General features: G+C 65.4%; 19 protein-coding genes. 13 read left to right on the top strand and 6 right to left on the bottom strand.

What is annotated here, in order from left to right:
• Window positions 1–58 precede the first annotated feature (58 nt).
• On the bottom strand, window positions 59–1,291 hold the full coding sequence (locus OX89_RS02655; RefSeq protein ID WP_011806328.1) for a pyridoxal phosphate-dependent aminotransferase: 1,233 nt from the start codon (window positions 1,289–1,291) through the stop codon (window positions 59–61).
• 152 nt (window positions 1,292–1,443) lie between these two features.
• Here OX89_RS02655 and OX89_RS02650 point away from each other — a divergent pair, with 152 nt between their 5' ends.
• The 4 genes from OX89_RS02650 (at window position 1,444) to OX89_RS02635 (ending at window position 4,756) form a co-directional block, all read left to right on the top strand.
• Window positions 1,444–1,818 (top strand): Mth938-like domain-containing protein, encoded by a 375-nt coding sequence (locus OX89_RS02650; protein ID WP_047349453.1) that lies wholly within the window; start codon window positions 1,444–1,446, stop codon window positions 1,816–1,818.
• Between the two features lie 165 nt (window positions 1,819–1,983).
• Complete coding sequence (locus tag OX89_RS02645) at window positions 1,984–2,472, top strand: peroxiredoxin (RefSeq protein WP_011806330.1); 489 nt, start codon at window positions 1,984–1,986, stop codon at window positions 2,470–2,472.
• A gap of 155 nt (window positions 2,473–2,627) precedes the next feature.
• A complete protein-coding gene (locus OX89_RS02640; RefSeq protein ID WP_047349452.1) occupies window positions 2,628–4,391 on the top strand; it encodes a PhoH family protein in 1,764 nt (587 codons plus the stop codon).
• Window positions 4,391–4,756: a hypothetical protein gene (locus tag OX89_RS02635; protein WP_015913927.1), complete on the top strand. Its 366-nt coding sequence runs from the start codon at window positions 4,391–4,393 to the stop codon at window positions 4,754–4,756. Before OX89_RS02640 ends, OX89_RS02635 begins: the two co-directional genes overlap by 1 nt.
• 71 nt (window positions 4,757–4,827) lie before the next feature.
• Here the strand turns inward: OX89_RS02635 and dnaB are convergent, their stop codons facing one another.
• The 5 genes from dnaB to rpsF all read right to left on the bottom strand — a co-directional run bounded on the left by dnaB (window position 4,828) and on the right by rpsF (window position 7,889).
• On the bottom strand, window positions 4,828–6,246 hold the full coding sequence (gene dnaB, locus OX89_RS02630) for a replicative DNA helicase (protein WP_047349451.1): 1,419 nt from the start codon (window positions 6,244–6,246) through the stop codon (window positions 4,828–4,830).
• Between the two features lie 182 nt (window positions 6,247–6,428).
• On the bottom strand, window positions 6,429–6,881 hold the full coding sequence (gene rplI / locus OX89_RS02625) for a 50S ribosomal protein L9 (protein ID WP_011806334.1): 453 nt from the start codon (window positions 6,879–6,881) through the stop codon (window positions 6,429–6,431).
• A 14-nt stretch (window positions 6,882–6,895) separates the two neighbouring features.
• On the bottom strand, window positions 6,896–7,177 hold the full coding sequence (gene rpsR, locus OX89_RS02620; protein ID WP_011806335.1) for a 30S ribosomal protein S18: 282 nt from the start codon (window positions 7,175–7,177) through the stop codon (window positions 6,896–6,898).
• An 18-nt stretch (window positions 7,178–7,195) separates the two neighbouring features.
• Complete coding sequence (priB, locus tag OX89_RS02615) at window positions 7,196–7,486, bottom strand: primosomal replication protein N (protein WP_047349450.1); 291 nt, start codon at window positions 7,484–7,486, stop codon at window positions 7,196–7,198.
• Window positions 7,487–7,511: 25 nt separating this feature from the next.
• A complete protein-coding gene (gene rpsF, locus OX89_RS02610) occupies window positions 7,512–7,889 on the bottom strand; it encodes a 30S ribosomal protein S6 (protein ID WP_011806337.1) in 378 nt (125 codons plus the stop codon).
• Window positions 7,890–8,128: 239 nt separating this feature from the next.
• Here rpsF and grpE point away from each other — a divergent pair, with 239 nt between their 5' ends.
• The 9 genes from grpE (at window position 8,129) to ubiD (ending at window position 17,232) form a co-directional block, all read left to right on the top strand.
• On the top strand, window positions 8,129–8,665 hold the full coding sequence (gene grpE / locus OX89_RS02605) for a nucleotide exchange factor GrpE (protein WP_011806338.1): 537 nt from the start codon (window positions 8,129–8,131) through the stop codon (window positions 8,663–8,665).
• 87 nt (window positions 8,666–8,752) lie between these two features.
• Window positions 8,753–10,693, top strand: coding sequence for a molecular chaperone DnaK (gene dnaK, locus OX89_RS02600; RefSeq protein ID WP_047349449.1), 1,941 nt, complete (start codon window positions 8,753–8,755; stop codon window positions 10,691–10,693).
• A 95-nt stretch (window positions 10,694–10,788) separates the two neighbouring features.
• Window positions 10,789–11,919 carry a molecular chaperone DnaJ gene (gene dnaJ / locus OX89_RS02595; protein WP_047349448.1) on the top strand — a complete coding sequence of 377 codons (1,131 nt, stop codon included), beginning with the start codon at window positions 10,789–10,791 and terminating at the stop codon, window positions 11,917–11,919.
• Between the two features lie 190 nt (window positions 11,920–12,109).
• A complete protein-coding gene (locus OX89_RS02590; protein ID WP_011806341.1) occupies window positions 12,110–13,156 on the top strand; it encodes a peptidase U32 family protein in 1,047 nt (348 codons plus the stop codon).
• Window positions 13,157–13,265: 109 nt separating this feature from the next.
• Window positions 13,266–14,168, top strand: a complete 903-nt coding sequence (locus OX89_RS02585; protein WP_011806342.1) for a U32 family peptidase — start codon at window positions 13,266–13,268, stop codon at window positions 14,166–14,168.
• Window positions 14,169–14,193: 25 nt separating this feature from the next.
• On the top strand, window positions 14,194–14,712 hold the full coding sequence (locus OX89_RS02580) for an SCP2 domain-containing protein (protein ID WP_011806343.1): 519 nt from the start codon (window positions 14,194–14,196) through the stop codon (window positions 14,710–14,712).
• Window positions 14,709–15,107: a putative zinc-binding protein gene (locus tag OX89_RS02575; RefSeq protein WP_011806344.1), complete on the top strand. Its 399-nt coding sequence runs from the start codon at window positions 14,709–14,711 to the stop codon at window positions 15,105–15,107. The genes OX89_RS02580 and OX89_RS02575 overlap by 4 nt, the downstream gene beginning before the upstream one ends.
• Window positions 15,104–15,691, top strand: a complete 588-nt coding sequence (locus tag OX89_RS02570) for a UbiX family flavin prenyltransferase (protein WP_047349447.1) — start codon at window positions 15,104–15,106, stop codon at window positions 15,689–15,691. The genes OX89_RS02575 and OX89_RS02570 overlap by 4 nt, the downstream gene beginning before the upstream one ends.
• A gap of 56 nt (window positions 15,692–15,747) precedes the next feature.
• A complete protein-coding gene (ubiD, locus tag OX89_RS02565; RefSeq protein ID WP_047349446.1) occupies window positions 15,748–17,232 on the top strand; it encodes a 4-hydroxy-3-polyprenylbenzoate decarboxylase in 1,485 nt (494 codons plus the stop codon).
• Window positions 17,233–17,329: the final 97 nt, after the last annotated feature.

Genomic DNA, 17,329 nt, shown 5'->3' with positions numbered 1-17,329 from the left:
CGTCAAAAAAGGCTCCAGCGCCCTATTGACGGGCGCCAGCAGCTATCAAAAATGAAGTTCACGCCGCCTTGGCGTGGCGCTGCCGGTAGGCGGCCAGGAAGCCCGCCAGCCGGCCGATGGCCTCGCGCAGGTCGTCTTCGTGCGGCAGGAACACGATGCGAAAGTGCTGGTTGTCGGGGTAATTGAAGCCCGAGCCCTGCACCAGCATGACCCGCGTGGCGCGCAGCACTTCCATAAAGAACTGGCGGTCGTCCGCGATGGGGTACATCTCGGGGTCCAGGCGGGGGAACATGTACAGCGCCGCCTGCGGCTTGACGCAGGTGACGCCGGGGATGGCGGTGATCAGCTCGTAGGCCAGGTCGCGCTGGCGGCACAGGCGCCCGCCGGGTTTGACCAGGTCGTTGATGCTCTGGTAGCCGCCCAGCGCGGTCTGGATGGCCCACTGGCCCGGCACGTTGGAGCCGAGCTTGATGTTGGCCAGCATGTTGATGCCTTCGATGTAGTCGCGCGCGGCCGTCTTGTCGCCCGAGATCACCATCCACCCGGCGCGGTAGCCGCAGGAGCGGTAGGCCTTGGAGAGCGAGTTGAAGGTGAGCGTGACCACGTCGGTCGACAGGCTGGCCATGGCCGTGTGCTTGACGCCGTCGTACAGCACCTTGTCGTACACCTCGTCGGCAAACAGCACCAGGTTGTGCTCGCGCGCGATCTGCACGATGCCCTTGAGCAGCTCGTCCGAGTACAGCGCGCCCGTGGGGTTGTTGGGGTTGATGACCACGATGCCGCGCGTGCGCGGGGTGATCTTGGCGCGGATGTCCGTCAGGCTGGGCATCCAGCCGTTGTCTTCATCGCACAGGTAGTGCACAGGCCGACCGCCCGACAGGCTGGCCGCCGCCGTCCACAGCGGATAGTCGGGTGCGGGCACCAGCAGCTCGTCGCCGTCGTCGAGCAGCGCGTTGGTGGCCATGGTGATCAGGTCGCTCGCGCCGTTGCCCAGGTAAATATCGTCCAGCGTCACGCCGGCCACGCCCTGCTGCTGGCTGTAGTGCATCACGGCCTTGCGCGCCGCAAAGATGCCCTTGCTGTCCGAGTAGCCCGCCGAGTTGGGCAGGTTGCGGATCATGTCCTGCTGGATCTCCTCGGGCGCGTCAAAGCCGAACGGCGCAAGGTTGCCGATGTTCAGCTTGATGATCTTCTGGCCCTCGTCCTCCATCTGCTTGGCCGCGTCCACGATGGGGCCCCGGACATCGTAGAGAACATTGTTGAGCTTGGCGGATTTGCGGATGGGCTTCATGTGCGGGCAGGCGTGAGGAGAGGGGCACAAGTGGGGCTGCGGCCCCGCCGGGCGCAAGGCGCCTCGGTGAAACCTATAATTTGACCACAGTTCCACCCACGGCCCCGGCCGCCCCACAACCGCGCAGGGTGCGGGCAGCCTCCGCAACGCCCATGAAATTCCAGCCCGAACGCCCCGATACCCAGTCCATCACCGCCTACGGGCCGGACTGGATCGGCGTGGACGCCGATCGGGTGACCGAGAGCGTCATCATCGGTGCGCGCGGCCAGCGCATCGCCTGGGACTGCCGCCGCTTCGAGGACCTGACTGCCGCGCACTTCGCGCAACTCGCCGAACTGGACGCCGAGGTGGTGATCTTCGGCAGCGGCCTGCGCAACCGCTTTCCACCGCCCGCCTGGTTGCAGCCACTGATGGCGCGGCGTATCGGCCTGGAAACCATGGACACCCAGGCCGCCTGCCGGACCTACAACGTCCTGGCAGGCGAAGGGCGCAACGTGGTCGCAGCCCTGCTGTTGGAAACCGAGTAACGGCAGATTTCCCCTGTCGCCGTATCCGGGTGCCAGGGCGGCCGTTTCTCCTGGAGGGGGTTTCGGGGTAAAATAGCCTGTTGCGGTCGGGGGCACCACCCAAAAAAGAGTACACCCCCACTCCCCCGGCTTTTCTTCGACTAATTCGTGAGAGATAGAAGTGCCATGGCGATCGTTGTCAACAAACCCCTTCCTGAATTTGAAGCCAACGCGACTGGCGGAATCAAGGTTTCCAACGTCTCGCACCAGGGCCAGATTCTGATTCTGTATTTCTACCCGAAGGACAACACCCCGGGCTGCACCACCGAGGCCATGCAGTTCCGCGACAAGTTCAAGGATTTCGAGAAGGCCGGTGCCGTGGTCTTCGGCGTGTCGCGCGACAACATGAAGTCGCATGACGACTTCAAGGAAAAGCTGGAACTGCCCTTCGAGCTGATCGCCGACACCGAAGAGAAGATGTGCCACATGTTCGGCGTAGTGAAGAACAAGATCATGTACGGCAAGAAGGTCAAGGGCATCGAGCGCAGCACCTTCCTCGTCAATCCCGAAGGCATTCTGGTGCAGGAATGGCGCGGCCTGAAGGTACCCGGCCACGTGGACGAGGTATTGAAGGCCGTGAAGGCGATCAAAGCGCCTGTCAAGAAGGCGGCCTGAACACCCAGCGGCTCTACCGTGGGCCGTCACGGGGAGCATGCATAATGGGTCAATGCTGCTGAGAAACGCAACACGCTCCCCGCAATCCAAAGCCGCCTCGGTCTCCTAGGCGGCTTTGTGCTTTTTGAACGTTACTTTCCTCAAGGCTCCCTGCAATGCCCCTGCCCCCCGCCCCGACCCAGCGCGCCGCCCTGCTCAAACCAGACGCCTATCGCATGACGGTTTTCGAGGATGACGAGGCCGCGGAGGCTTCCGCGGCCCCGCCCGCTACAGCGGCCGCTCCCACTCGCAAGCGCGCGGCCACCAAGACCAGCGCCGCCAAGAAAGCCGCCGCACCTGATACCGCCATCCCATCCGGTGCAGGCCGCTCGACCAAAGCAGGGGTATCTGCTGCACCCGCCCATTCGCGCGCACGCCCTGCGGATGAGGGCGCAGTGCGCATGAGGCCCCCCGTCACCGCAGTGCCCCCGGCTGCCGCGCCGCGCGCCGCACCGGACGCTGCACCTCGCAAGAAGCGTGCTGCCGGGCCGAAGAAAATGTTCGTGCTCGACACCAACGTGCTGCTGCACGATCCCACGAGCCTGTTCCGCTTCGAAGAACACGACATCTTCCTGCCAATGATCGTGCTGGAGGAACTCGACGGCCACAAGAAGGGCATGACCGAAGTGGCCCGCAACGGCCGCCAGGCCAGCCGTACGCTGGATGCGCTGGCGGCAGCCCATGGCAGCGCCGATATGGCCTTGGGCCTGCGCCTGGATTCCACGGGCCAGCGCGCCGCCGGCGGTTGCCTGTACTTCCAGACCGCCCCCCTGAACTACCAGTTGCCCTCCAGCCTGCCCCAGGGCAAGGCCGACAACCAGATCCTGGGCGTGGTGGAAGCGCTGCGCAAGCTGCATGCGCCGCGCGAGGTGGTGCTGGTGTCCAAGGACATCAACATGCGCGTGAAGGCGCGCGCCCTGGGCCTGGTCGCGGAGGATTACCAGAACGACAAGACGCTGGAAGACGGCGACCTGCTCTATTCGGGCAGCCTTGCGCTGCCAACGGACTTCTGGACCAAGGCCGGCAAGAACGTCGAAAGCTGGCAGAGCGGCGTGCACATGTACTACCGCATCAGCGGCCCCGTGGTGGCGCAGCTGATGATCAACCAGTTTGTGTATTTCGAGGCGCCGGGCGAACCCAGCCTGTATGCGCGCGTGACCGAGATCCGGGACAAGACGGCGGTGCTGGAGACGCTCAAGGACTATGGCTCGTCCAAGAATACGGTCTGGGGTGTGAACACCCGCAACCGCGAGCAGAACTTCGCCATGAACCTGCTCATGGACCCCGACGTGGACTTCGTGACGCTGACCGGCACGGCCGGCACCGGCAAAACGCTGATGGCGCTGGCCGCGGGCCTGACCCAGGTGCTGGACGAGCGCCGCTATACCGAGATCATCATGACCCGCGCCACGGTGAGCGTGGGCGAGGACATCGGCTTCCTGCCCGGTACGGAGGAAGAAAAGATGGGCCCCTGGATGGGCGCGCTGGACGACAACCTGGAATTTCTTGCCAAGGGCGACGGGGGCAATGCTGGCGAGTGGGGCCGCGCGGCCACCAATGAGCTGATCCGCAGCCGCATCAAGATCAAGAGCATGAACTTCATGCGTGGGCGTACCTTTCTGAACAAGTACGTCATCATCGACGAGGCGCAGAATCTGACGCCCAAGCAGATGAAGACGCTGGTCACCCGCGCGGGCCCCGGCACCAAAATCATCTGCATGGGCAACCTGGCACAGATCGACACGCCCTACCTCACGGAAGGCTCCTCCGGCCTGACCTATGCGGTGGACCGGTTCAAGGGCTGGCCACACAGCGGGCACATCCTGCTCGCGCGCGGCGAGCGCTCACGCTTGGCCGACTTCGCCAGCGAGGTGCTCTGATGGCCGTGGGCTGGATGTCCGCGCTGAAGCTTGTGCCCTGGGGCGACGTGATCGAGGCCACGCCCCAGATCATGCAGGCCGCGCGCAAACTCATCAGCAACACGCGCAAGGCGCCGCCGCCCGAGGCGCCCGCGCAGCGGATCGATAGCACGCCCGATCAACTGGCAGTACTGCAAGCGCGGATGGCCCAGCTGGAGGAAGACCAGCGCGCGTCCGCCGCGCTGATCGAATCGCTGGCCGAGCAGAACGCCCAACTGGTGCGCGCCGTCGATGGGTTGCGCCGGCGCAGCCTGCACCTGCTGCTCGCCGTCTGCGGGCTCGGCGTATGCACGCTGGCGCTGCTCGCCTGGGCACTGTCGCGTTGAGACCGCTCAATCACTACTAAATAAATAGCTACTAGCGCTTACCCAGTAAGCGCTAGAGCCATTTTTGACTCTTAATAGTAATCGTCACCTGCGCCCACCGCCAGGTTCTCAAAGCGCGTCTGGTTCTTCTGGAAGAACAGCTTCACCGTGCCCGTGGGGCCGTTACGCTGCTTGCCGATGATGACTTCGGCAATGTTCGGCTCCTTGGACTCCTTGTTGTAGTAGTCGTCGCGGTAGATGAACATGATGATGTCCGCGTCCTGTTCGATGGCGCCCGATTCGCGCAGATCGCTCATCATGGGACGCTTGTCGGTGCGCTGCTCCACCGAACGGTTGAGCTGCGACAGCGCGATCACCGGGCACTGCAGCTCCTTGGCCAGCATCTTCAGGCCCCGCGAGATCTCGCCCAGCTCGGTGGCGCGGTTGTCGGAGCTGTTGCTGCCCGAACCGCTCATGAGCTGCAGATAGTCGACCACGATCAGGCCGAGCTTGCCGCACTGGCGCGCCAAGCGGCGCGCGTTGGCGCGCAGCTCGGATGGGGTCAGGCCCGGCGTCTCGTCGATGTGCAGGCTCACGGTGCGCAGCCGCTCGATGGCTTCGGTCAGGCGCGGCCACTCCTCGTCGCTGAGCTTGCCGGTGCGCAGGTTGCCCTGGTTCACGCGCCCGATCGAGCCCACGATACGCACCGCCAGTTGGGCGGCGCCCATTTCCATCGAGAAGATGGCCACCGGAAGGCCCTCGTTGAGCGCCACATGCTCGGCAATGTTCACCGCGAACGAGGTCTTGCCCATGGAGGGGCGTGCCGCGAGCACCACCAGGTCGCCTGCCTGCAGACCGCTGGTCATGCGGTCCAGGTCGGCGAAGCCCGTGGGCACGCCGGTCACGTCCATGGGGTTGTCGGCCATCTCCTGTACGCGGTCCAGCAGGTCGATCACGAGCGAATCGAGCGACTGGAAGCCCTGCTTCATCCGCGAGCCCTCTTCGCCGATGGCGAAGATCTTCTGCTCAGCCTCGTCCAGGATGCGCTCCACCGGCCGGCCCTGGGGATTGAAGGCGTTGGTGGCGATGTCGTCGCTGGCGGTCACCAGCTTGCGCAGGATGGCGCGCTCGCGCACGATCTCTGCGTAGCGGCGGATGTTGCTGGCGCTGGGCACGTACTGCGCCAGGCTGTTCAGATAGGCCAGCCCGCCGATCTCCTCGGCCTTGCCCATGCCCTGCAGATGCTCGTAGACCGTGATCACGTCCGCGGGCTTGCTGGCGTTGATCAGCGCGCCGATGGCGGCGTAGATCTGCTGGTGCTCGTGGCGGTAGAAATCGCCATCCACCAGCAGGTCACCCACGCGGTCCCACGCCATGTTGTCCAGCAACAGGCCGCCCAGCACGCTGGACTCTGCCTCGATGGAATGGGGCGGAACACGCAACTGGGCCACCTCGCGATCCAGCGATGGGACGGTATAACCGTCAGGAAGGGTGGGCACAACGGCAGACATGGGACTCAGGGGCTTTCAGGAGGGCAAGCAGACGATGCTAGCGGGCGGTGCCACGCCCGTCATTGCACAACTCTGTGGATAAGGCGTGCAAAGGCAGTGGGCAGCAGGTGCACAGGTGCGGGTGAAAAAACAAAAGCCGCCCAAGGGCGGCTTTGTATGGCAGAGCCAGGGGTGCGAACCGATCAGGCCGTTTCGCCGTAGACGGACACGGTGACTTCAACGGCCACGTCGGTGTGCAGGGCCACCGTGACGGTGTTGTCGCCCACGACCTTGATCGGGCCGTTGGGCAGGCGGACTTGCGACTTCACCACGTTGTAGCCTTGCTTGTTCAGCTCTTCGGCGATGTCATGGTTGGTCACGGAGCCGAACAGACGGCCGTCCACGCCAGCCTTCTGCGTCAGCTTGACGGTGGTGCCGGCCAGCTTTTCGCCTTGTGCCTGGGCGGCAGCCAGCTTCTCGGCGGCGGCCTTTTCAAGTTCGGCGCGCTTGGCCTCGAACTCGGCCTTGGCGGCTTCGGTGGCGCGGCGGGCGCGGCCCGTAGGGATCAGGAAGTTGCGGGCGTAACCGTCCTTGACCTTGACGATCTCGCCGAGGTTACCGAGGTTCACGACCTTGTCGAGCAGGATGATTTGCATGGTAATCGTGCTCCTTAGATCTTGTGCTGGTCGCTGTAGGGCAACAGGGCCAGGAAGCGGGCGCGCTTGATGGCGGTGTTGAGCTGGCGCTGGTAGATCGCGCGCGTGCCGGTCAGGCGCGCGGGGATGATCTTGCCGTTCTCGGCGATGAAGTCACGCAGGGTGTCGACATCCTTGTAGTCGATTTCTTCGACGCCTGCGACCGTGAAGCGGCAGAAGCGCTTGCGCTTGAACAGCAGCGACTGGGTGTTGCGCTTCGGGCGCTTGTCCTTGTTGAATTTCTTGAACGTGGCCATTTTCGGACCTCTTGAAAATTAATCTTGTTGAATATCCTGGATGTGGAACACCAATCCCTTGCCGCTGCGCCCCGTGGCCAAGAAGCCCTGGAACCTCCAGACGCTTCCCAGTGCTTGCCGGGCCAGGCGCTCCGCAAGAGCGCCAAATGCGAGGGCTTTCACGCTGGCCTTGACCTGCCGATCCGCCCCGGCTTCCCGCTGGAGCGACTCGTGCTCGAGTCGTATATCCAGCGCCGGCAGGCCGGCGGGCGTGTAGCGCAGAGGCTGGACCTCGGCGATACAGGCTGTCAGGACCCAATGGTTGTTCACACCTCCTGGCTGACAGGCTGGTCGATCAGCGCTCGTTCGAAGCGGCAAACTCGGCCTGGCTGGCCTTGCGTGCTTCTTCGCGCTCGACGGTCTTCATCATGGAGGACGCGCCCGTTTCGGCCTTCTTCTTCTGCACCGTCAGGTGACGCAGCACGGCGTCGTTGAACTTGAAGGCGTGCTCGAGTTCGGCCATCACAGCCTGGTCGGCTTCGATGTTCAGGCACAGGTAGTGGGCCTTGGCCAGCTTGTTGATCAGGTAAGCCAGTTGACGGCGACCCCAATCTTCCACACGGTGCACCTGGCCGCCGCCGGCAACGATCATGCCCTTGTAGCGCTCCAGCATGGCCGGAACCTGTTCGCTCTGATCCGGATGGATCAACAAAATGATTTCGTAGTGACGCATGCAAACTCCTTTTGGATGACACCACCCGCCGCGTCGTGTAGCGGTGTGGCAAGGCAAAGCGCGAGATTATAGCAACGCGCGCTCACCTTGTACACTGCGCACCGTCCACACTCCTGCACGCGGCACGCCAAAGCCCCCGCGTTGCACGCAAAGCACGCCATTTGCACCATTCGCGCTTGAAAACCGCGGATGCGCCCCTAACTGGCGCGCACAAGCATTCCAATTCAACCCGAGTCGACATGTCCGAGAACCAGAATCCCCCTCCCTCTCCTGAAGAGATTGAAGCGGCGATGTCCGCCAATGCCGCCGACGAACTGAACCGCCTGCAGGGCGAACTGGCCGAGCTCAAAGCCAAGAGCGCCGACCTGGCCGATCAATTTTTGCGCGCCAAGGCCGAGGCCGAGAATGCCCGCCGGCGTGCGGAGGATGAGGTAGCCAAGGCCCGCAAGTTCGGCATTGAGAGCTTCGCCGAAAGCCTGCTGCCTGTCTGCGACAGCCTGGACGCCGCCCTGGCCATCGAGAACGCCACGGCCGAGCAACTGCGCGAGGGTTCGGACGCCACCCTGCGCCAACTGATGTCGGCGCTGGAGCGCAACAAGGTGGTCATCGTGAACCCCGAGGCCGGCACCAAGTTCGACCCGCACCAGCACCAGGCCATCAGCATGGTGCCCGCCGACCAGGAAGCCAACACCGTCGTGAGCGTGCTGCAAAAGGGCTATCTGATCTTTGACCGCGTCCTGCGCCCTGCGCTGGTCACGGTGGCCGCGCCCAAGTAAATAAATCTCAGCACCGCCGCTTGAAGACGGGCAAGTTATCCACAAGTTACTGGCTATCCAGCCATTTCAGACATCACGGAGAAAAACATGGGAAAAATCATCGGTATTGACCTGGGCACCACCAACAGCTGCGTGGCCATCATGGAAGGCAACAACACGCGCGTGATCGAGAACAGCGAAGGCGCGCGCACCACGCCGTCCATCGTCGCGTACCAGGAAGACGGCGAGATTCTGGTCGGCGCCTCGGCCAAGCGCCAGGCCGTGACCAACCCCAAGAACACGATCTACGCCGCCAAGCGCCTGATCGGCCGCAAGTTCGAGGAAAAGGAAGTGCAGAAGGACATCGACCTGATGCCCTTCACCATCACCCGCGCCGACAACGGCGATGCCTGGGTGGAAGTGCGCGGCCAGAAGCTGGCCCCCCCGCAGATCTCCGCGGAAGTGCTGCGCAAGATGAAGAAGACCGCCGAGGACTTCCTGGGCGAGCCGGTGACCGAGGCCGTGATCACGGTTCCCGCATACTTCAACGACGCTCAGCGCCAGGCCACCAAGGACGCCGGCCGTATCGCGGGCCTGGATGTGAAGCGCATCATCAATGAGCCTACCGCCGCCGCGCTGGCTTTCGGCCTGGACAAGCAGGACAAGGGCGACCGCAAGATCGCCGTGTATGACCTGGGTGGTGGCACGTTCGACGTGTCCATCATCGAGATCGCCGACGTCGATGGCGAGAAGCAGTTCGAGGTGCTGTCCACCAACGGCGACACTTTCCTGGGCGGCGAGGACTTCGACCAGCGCATCATCGACTACATCATCGGCGAGTTCAAAAAGGAACAGGGCGTGGACCTGTCCAAGGACGTGCTGGCCTTGCAGCGCCTGAAGGAAGCCGCCGAGAAGGCCAAGATCGAGCTGTCCAACAGCGCGCAGACCGACATCAACCTGCCCTACATCACGGCCGATGCCTCGGGTCCCAAGCACCTGAACATCAAGCTGACCCGCGCCAAGCTGGAATCGCTGGTAGAAGACCTGATTGAGCGCACCATCGCGCCCTGCCGCACGGCCATCAAGGACGCCGGCATCTCCGTGTCCGACATCGACGACGTGATCCTGGTCGGCGGCATGACCCGCATGCCCAAGGTGCAGGAAAAGGTCAAGGAATTCTTCGGCAAGGAACCCCGCAAGGACGTGAACCCCGACGAAGCCGTGGCCGTGGGCGCAGCCATCCAGGGCCAGGTGCTGTCGGGCGACCGCAAGGACGTGCTGCTGCTGGACGTGACGCCGCTGTCGCTGGGCATCGAGACCCTGGGCGGCGTGATGACCAAGATGATCACGAAGAACACCACGATCCCGACGAAGTTCGCGCAGACCTTCTCGACGGCCGAGGACAACCAGCCCGCCGTGACGATCAAGGTGTTCCAGGGCGAGCGCGAGATTGCCAGCGCCAACAAGCTGCTGGGCGAGTTCAACCTGGAAGGCATTCCCCCGGCGTCGCGCGGCACGCCCCAGATCGAAGTGACCTTTGACATCGACGCCAACGGCATCCTGCACGTGAGCGCCAAGGACAAGGGCACGGGCAAGGAGAACAAGATCACCATCAAGGCCAACTCCGGCCTGTCCGAGGACGAGATCCAGAAGATGGTGAAGGACGCCGAGCTCAACGCCGCCGACGACAAGAAGAAGCTGGAGCTGGTGCAGGCCCGCAACCAGGGTGAGGCCGCCGTGCACACGGTGACCAAGAGCCTGTCCGAGCACGGCGACAAGCTGGACGCCGGTGAGAAGGAAAAGATCGAGGCCGCCGTGAAGGACCTGGAAGCTGCCCTCAAGACCGAGGACAAGGCCGCCATCGACGAGAAGACCACCGCACTGATGGCTGCCAGCCAGAAGCTCGGCGAGAAGATGTACGGCGATGCGCAGGCCGCTCAAGGGGCCGAGGCTGCCGGTGCGCAAGCTGCCGCCAGTGGCTCCGCCGGCGCCGCCGCGCAGGACGACAACGTGGTGGATGCCGAGGTCAAGGAAGTCAAGAAGGGCTGATCGCGCCAGCGCATCCCGTGCCTAGCCGCCGCGTCGGGCCCTGCCAGCCGGGGTTCGCGCGGCGTTCGTGCTCCCAACCGGCCTGAAGATTGCCCATGTCCAAGAGAGATTTTTACGAGGTCCTTGGCGTTCCCAAGAACGCCTCGGACGATGAGATCAAGAAAGCCTATCGCAAGCTCGCCATGAAGTACCACCCTGACCGCAACCAGGGTGATGCTGCCAAGCCTGCCGAGGAGAAGTTCAAGGAGGCCAAGGAAGCCTACGAGATCCTGTCCGACGCACAGAAACGCGCCGCCTACGACCAGTACGGCCACGCGGGCGTAGACCCCAACATGCGTGGCGGCATGGGTGGCGCCGAGGGCTTTGGTGGCTTTGCCGAAGCCTTCGGAGACATCTTCGGCGACATGTTCGGCGGCGCGCGCGGGCGCGGCGGCCGGCAGGTGTACCGCGGCAACGACCTCTCCTACGCGATGGAAATCACGCTGGAGGAAGCCGCCAAGGGCAAGGAAGCGCAGATCCGCATTCCCAGTTGGGAAAGCTGCGAGACCTGCCACGGCAGCGGCGCCAAACCCGGCACCAGCGCCAAGACCTGCGGCACCTGCCAGGGCTCTGGCACGGTGCAGATGCGCCAGGGTTTCTTCAGCGTGCAGCAGACCTGCCCCCACTGCCGCGGCACGGGCAAGATCATTCCCGAGCCCTGCACGACCTGCCACGGCCAGGGCCGGGTCAAGAAACAAAAGACGCTGGAGGTGAAGATCCCCGCCGGCATCGACGACGGCATGCGCATCCGCTCCACCGGCAACGGGGAACCGGGCACCAATGGCGGGCCGCCGGGCGACCTGTACATCGAGATCCGCATCAGGAAGCACGACATCTTCGAGCGCGACGGCGACGATCTGCACTGCCAGGTTCCGGTGAGCTTCATCACCGCGGCGCTGGGTGGAGAGATCGAGGTGCCCACGCTGCAGGGCAAGGCGGCCATCGATATCCCCGAAGGCACACAGGCCGGCAAACAGTTTCGCCTGAGGGGCAAGGGCATCAAGGGGGTGCGCTCCAGCTACCCCGGCGATCTGTACTGCCACATCATCGTGGAAACCCCGGTCAAGCTCACCGAGCACCAGCGCAAGCTGCTCAAGGAACTGGACGAGTCGCTCAAGAAGGGCGGTGCCAAGCATTCGCCGTCCACCGAGAGCTGGACCGACCGGCTCAAGAGCTTCTTCAGCTGACCCCCTGGACAAGGCCCGCGGACAGCGGGCCTTTTTTTGCCTGGGCTTTGGTCAATCCCGATCTGTTTATTCAGGAACGACCGGCCCATCGTTGACAAAAATCAGGTTATGGGTATTCACCGCGACCTAAGGTACGCAGCCTGCGCAGGATCAGACGATCCGCGCACAAGCCAGCCGAAAGAGCGCCCCCGTGACCGACCCAGCCCGCCAACCGACTTCCCCCGACATCCCTTCCGCACCCGAACTGGTCTGCCCCGCCGGCAGCCTGCCTGCACTCAAGGCGGCCGTTGACGGCGGAGCCGACTGCGTCTACCTCGGACTGCGCGACGCGACGAATGCACGCAATTTCGCGGGTCTGAACTTTGACGAGGCGGCCATCCAGAACGGCATTGCCTACGCCCATGCGCGCGGGCGCAAGGTGCTGCTGGCACTCAACACCTACCCGCAGGCCGCCAACCCCGCCCCCTGGCGCGCCGCCCTGGACCGCGCGGCCGCCTGGGGGATCGACGCCGTGATCATGGCCGATCCCGGCCTGATGCAATACGCCATGCGCCACCATCCGCAGCTGCGGCTGCACCTGTCGGTGCAGGGCTCGGCCACCAACCACGACGCCATCAACTTCTACCACCAGCAGTTCGGCATCCAGCGCGCCGTGCTGCCGCGCGTGCTCTCGCTGGAGCAGGTGCGCCAGGTGATCGACCGCACGCCGGTGGAGATCGAGGTGTTCGCCTTCGGCAGCCTGTGCGTGATGGTCGAAGGGCGCTGCGCGCTGTCGTCTTATGCCACGGGTGAGTCGCCCAACACGCACGGCGTGTGCTCACCCGCGAAGTTCGTGCGCTGGCAGGAGACGCCCAAGGGCCTGGAGTCGCGCCTGAATGGCGTGCTCATCGACCGCTACGGCAACGGCGAGAACGCCGGCTACCCCACGCTGTGCAAGGGCCGCTTCGACGTGGGCGACGAGAGCAACTACTACGCGCTGGAGGAACCCACCAGCCTCAACACGCTGGAACTGCTGCCCAAGCTTGTGAAGATGGGCGTGCGTGCCTTCAAGATCGAGGGCCGTCAGCGCAGCCCCGCGTACGTGGCCCAGGTGACCAAGGTCTGGCGCGAGGCCATCGACCACTGCATGGCGCAAGGCCACCTGTACAGCCCCAAGACCGCCTGGATGGCCAGCCTGGACCAGGTGGCCGAGGGCCAGCAGCACACGCTGGGCGCCTACCACCGCCCCTGGAAATGAAGTGCGAAGAACACCCCCCTGTGCCGTTGCCCGGCAGCCTGGGCCTGGGTCACGCCGATTTATGCGGCGGGGACTGCGCTTGGCCCCCTGAAGAACTGAGAGCATCAAGATGAAACTAGCCCTGGGCCCGCTGCAGTACTACTGGCCGCGCGATACCGTTTTTGATTTTTACCAGGCCATGGCCGAGACGCCGGTGGACGTCGTCTACCTTGGCGAAGCCGTGTGCTCGCGCCGCCGCGAGCTGCGCCAGAGCGACTGGATCGACATCGCACGCATGCTGCGCGACGCCGGCAAGCAGGCGGTGCTCTCCACCATGGTGCTGCTGGAGTCCACCTCCGACGTATCCGCCATGCACAAGATCGCCCAGGACGAGGAATTCCTCATCGAGGCGAACGACATGGGCGCCGTGCACCAGCTCGCAGGCAAGCGCGCCTTCGTCGCCGGCCCCCAGCTCAACCTGTTCAATGCCGATTCGCTGAACTGGATGGTCGGCCTGGGCGCCAGCCGCTGGGTCATGCCATTGGAGATGCGCCAGGCCGACCTGGCCGTGCTGCAGCAGCACAAGCCCGCGGGGCTGGAGACCGAAGTCTTCGCCTACGGCCGCATGCCCTTGGCGTTCTCGGCGCGCTGCTTCACGGCACGCCACCACAACCTGCCCAAGGACGACTGCGGTTTTCGCTGCATCGAGCACCCGGACGGCCAGCTGCTGGCCACCCGCGAAGGCGAGGGCTTCCTGGTGCTCAACGGCATCCAGACCCAGTCGGCGCGCGTGCACAACCTCATCCAGGACGTACCTGCGCTGCGCGCGCTGGGCGTGGAACTGCTGCGCCTGTCCCCCCAATCGCAGCACATGGCAGAGGTCATCGCCGCCTTCGACGCGGCCCGCAAGGCGCCCCAACCCGATGCAGGTGCCCTTGACCGCATGCGCCCCCTGATGCCCGAGGCCCCCTGCAACGGTTACTGGCACGGCAAGCCCGGACTGGATCTGGTGCAGCCCGCCGTGACATCCTGAGCCACCGCACTTACTCCTTCAAGCCATGACCGCTACCCCACCCGCACCGTTCACCCTGCCGCGCCCCGTGGGCGCCGTGCTCTCGCGTCTGCCCGCCTATCCGGGCTCGGTCCTGCTGGTTACGGCCATCAACCTGGCCCTGTCGCGCCACCTGCCGCAGGACGTGAAGGACCTGCTCAAGGACAAGCGCCTGTCCATCCGCGTGCGCGACGCGCGCGTGGCCTTCGACTTCACTTGGAACGGCCAACGCTTTGCGCCCAGCGCGCCGCAGGGCAACCCGGACCTCGCGATCAGCGCCAATGCGCAGGACTTCGTGCTGCTGGCGCAACGCCGCCAGGACCCGGACACGCTGTTCTTCAACCGCCGCCTGGTGATGGAGGGCGACACCGAGCTGGGCCTGGTGGTCAAGAACGCGCTGGACGCCATCGACCTGCCCGTGCTCGACCCGCGCCACTGGGCGCCGCGCGCCGTGCTCTCGCGCTGGGCACCGCAGCTTGCGCGACAATTGCCGCCTCTTCCGCCCTTCTTTGGAGGTCGTTCGTGACGGAACCTGCCCCTTGCGATGCCCACCCGCTGGTCTATTCCTGCTCCGGCTGCTCCAGCGCCGCGCAGCTGGCCAACCATGTCGCCGTGCGGCTGGACCGTGAGGGCGTGGCGGAGATGTCGTGCATCGCTGGCGTGGGGGGCGACGTGCCCAAGCTGGTCAAGCTGGCGCGCTCGGGCCGTCCCATCATCGCGCTCGACGGCTGCCCCCTGGTGTGCGTGAAGAGCAGCCTGGCGCGCCACGGCATTACGCCGGCACGCCACTTCCAGTTGCATGAATACGGCGTGAAGAAGCGCAACCACCAGGACTTCGACCCGGCCGAGGCCGCCCAGGTGCTGGCGCGCATCCAGGCCGACCTGCACGACCATCCCCTGCGCTCCAAGGCCGCCGCATGAGCCAGCCGCCCCACCGCGTGATCGTGGGCATCTCGGGCGCCAGCGGTGCCGTGTATGGCGCACGCCTGCTGCAGGCGCTGCAGGACATGCCCAACGTGGAATCGCACCTGGTCGTCTCCGACGCCGGCTGGCGCAACCTGCGCCACGAGCTGGACATGGACCGCGCCAGCGTCGAGGCGCTGGCGGACGTGGTGCACGACCTCGCCAACGTGGGCGCCAGCATTGCCAGCGGCTCGTTCGCCGCGCACGGCATGGTGGTGGCGCCCTGCTCCATGCGCACGCTGGCGGCCGTGGCCCACGGCCTGGCGGACAACCTGCTCACGCGCGCGGCCGACGTGGTGCTCAAGGAGCGGCGCCGCCTGGTGCTGATGGTGCGCGAATCCCCTCTGCACCTGGTGCACCTGCGCAACATGGCGACGGTGACCGAGATGGGCGGCATCGTGTGCCCGCCCATGCCCGCGTTCTACCAGCGCCCCACCAGCGTGGGCGAGATCGTGGACCACAGCGTGGCCCGCGTGCTGGACCTGCTGGGGCTGGAGCACGCCCTGGCGCCGCAATGGCAGGGCCTGCCGTTGGACTCCTGAAACAATAGCTGCTAGCGCTTGCTGGATAAGCGCTGGAGCCTGATTTCATTCAAAGCATGCATTACCGCGACCTGCGCGACTTCATGGCCCAGCTGGAGGCCGCGGGCGAATTGCGCCGCATTGCCGAGCCCGTATCCCCTCACCTGGAAATGACCGCGCTGGCCGACCGCGTACTGCGCGCGGGCGGCCCCGCATTGCTGTTCGAGCACCCCACGGGCCATACCATGCCGGTGCTCGCCAACCTGTTCGGCACGCCCGGGCGCGTGGCCCGCGCATTGGGCGTGGCGGGGCTGCCGGAAATCCGCGCCTTCGGCGAGGTGCTGGCGCAGCTCAAGGAGCCCGAGCCGCCGCGCGGCATGAAGGACCTGTGGGGCAAGCGCGACCTGCTCAAGACCCTGTGGAGCATGGCCCCGGCCACCGTGCGCCGCCCGCCCTGCCAGGAGGTGGTGTGGGAGGGCAGCGACGTCGACCTGACCCGCCTGCCCATCCAGCACTGCTGGCCTGGCGACGTGGCGCCATTGGTCACCTGGGGCCTCACCATCACGCGCGGGCCGCGCAAGGCACGCCAGAACTTAGGGATATACCGCCAGCAGCTGCTGGGCAAGAACCAGCTCATCATGCGCTGGCTGTCGCACCGCGGCGGTGCGCTGGACTTTGCCGACCACTGCCGGCTCAACCCCGGCCAGCCCTACCCGGTGGCCGTGGCCATCGGGGCCGACCCGGCCACCATCCTGGGCGCCGTCACGCCCGTGCCCGACACGCTGTCGGAATACCAGTTCGCCGGCCTGCTGCGCGGCGCGCGCACCGAGGTGGCGCCCGCTTTGGGCGTGCCGCTGCAGGTGCCGGCCAGCGCCGAGATCGTGCTGGAAGGCCACATCCATCCCGATGCCAACCACAAGAGCGGCTGGCAGCACGCGCTGGAAGGCCCCTACGGCGACCACACTGGCTACTACAACGAGTGCGCCGAGTTCCCCGTGTTCACCGTCGAGCGCATCACGCAGCGCCAGGACGCCCTGTACCACAGCACCTACACCGGCAAGCCGCCCGACGAGCCGGCCATGCTGGGCCTGGCGCTGAACGAGCTGTTCGTGCCGCTGCTGCAGCGCGCCTTCCCGGAGATCATCGACTTCTACCTGCCGCCCGAGGCCTGCAGCTACCGCATGGCGGTGGTGCGCATCCGCAAGGCCTATGCGGGCCATGCACGGCGCGTGATGATGGGCGTGTGGAGCCACCTGCGCCAGTTTCTGTACACCAAGTTCATCGTGGTGGTGGACGAGGACGTGGACGCGCGCGACTGGAAGGAAGTCATCTGGGCCCTGACCACACGCATGGACCCGGCGCGCGACACCCTGTTGATCGAGCACACGCCCATCGACTACCTGGACTTCGCTTCACCCGTGGCAGGCCTGGGCAGCAAGATGGGACTGGACGCCACCAACAAATGGCCCGGGGAGACCCAGCGCGAATGGGGCCGCCCCATGGCCATGGATGCCGGCGTGAGCCAGCGCATGAACGCGCTGGCCGACGCGCTGGGACTGTAGAACCCGTCTGCGGTCGCCTCGCCGGGTGGGCGAAGCCGCAGGAAGCCTTCCAAGGAGATGTAATGGATGCCTCCCTCCCCACGGGGAAGTCGATCGC

This window comes from Diaphorobacter sp. J5-51, from assembly GCF_001023515.1.
Classification (GTDB): domain Bacteria; phylum Pseudomonadota; class Gammaproteobacteria; order Burkholderiales; family Burkholderiaceae_C; genus Diaphorobacter; species Diaphorobacter nitroreducens.
Note: the sequence above shows the minus strand (reverse complement) of the source record. Positions and strands in the feature narration are given on the sequence as shown.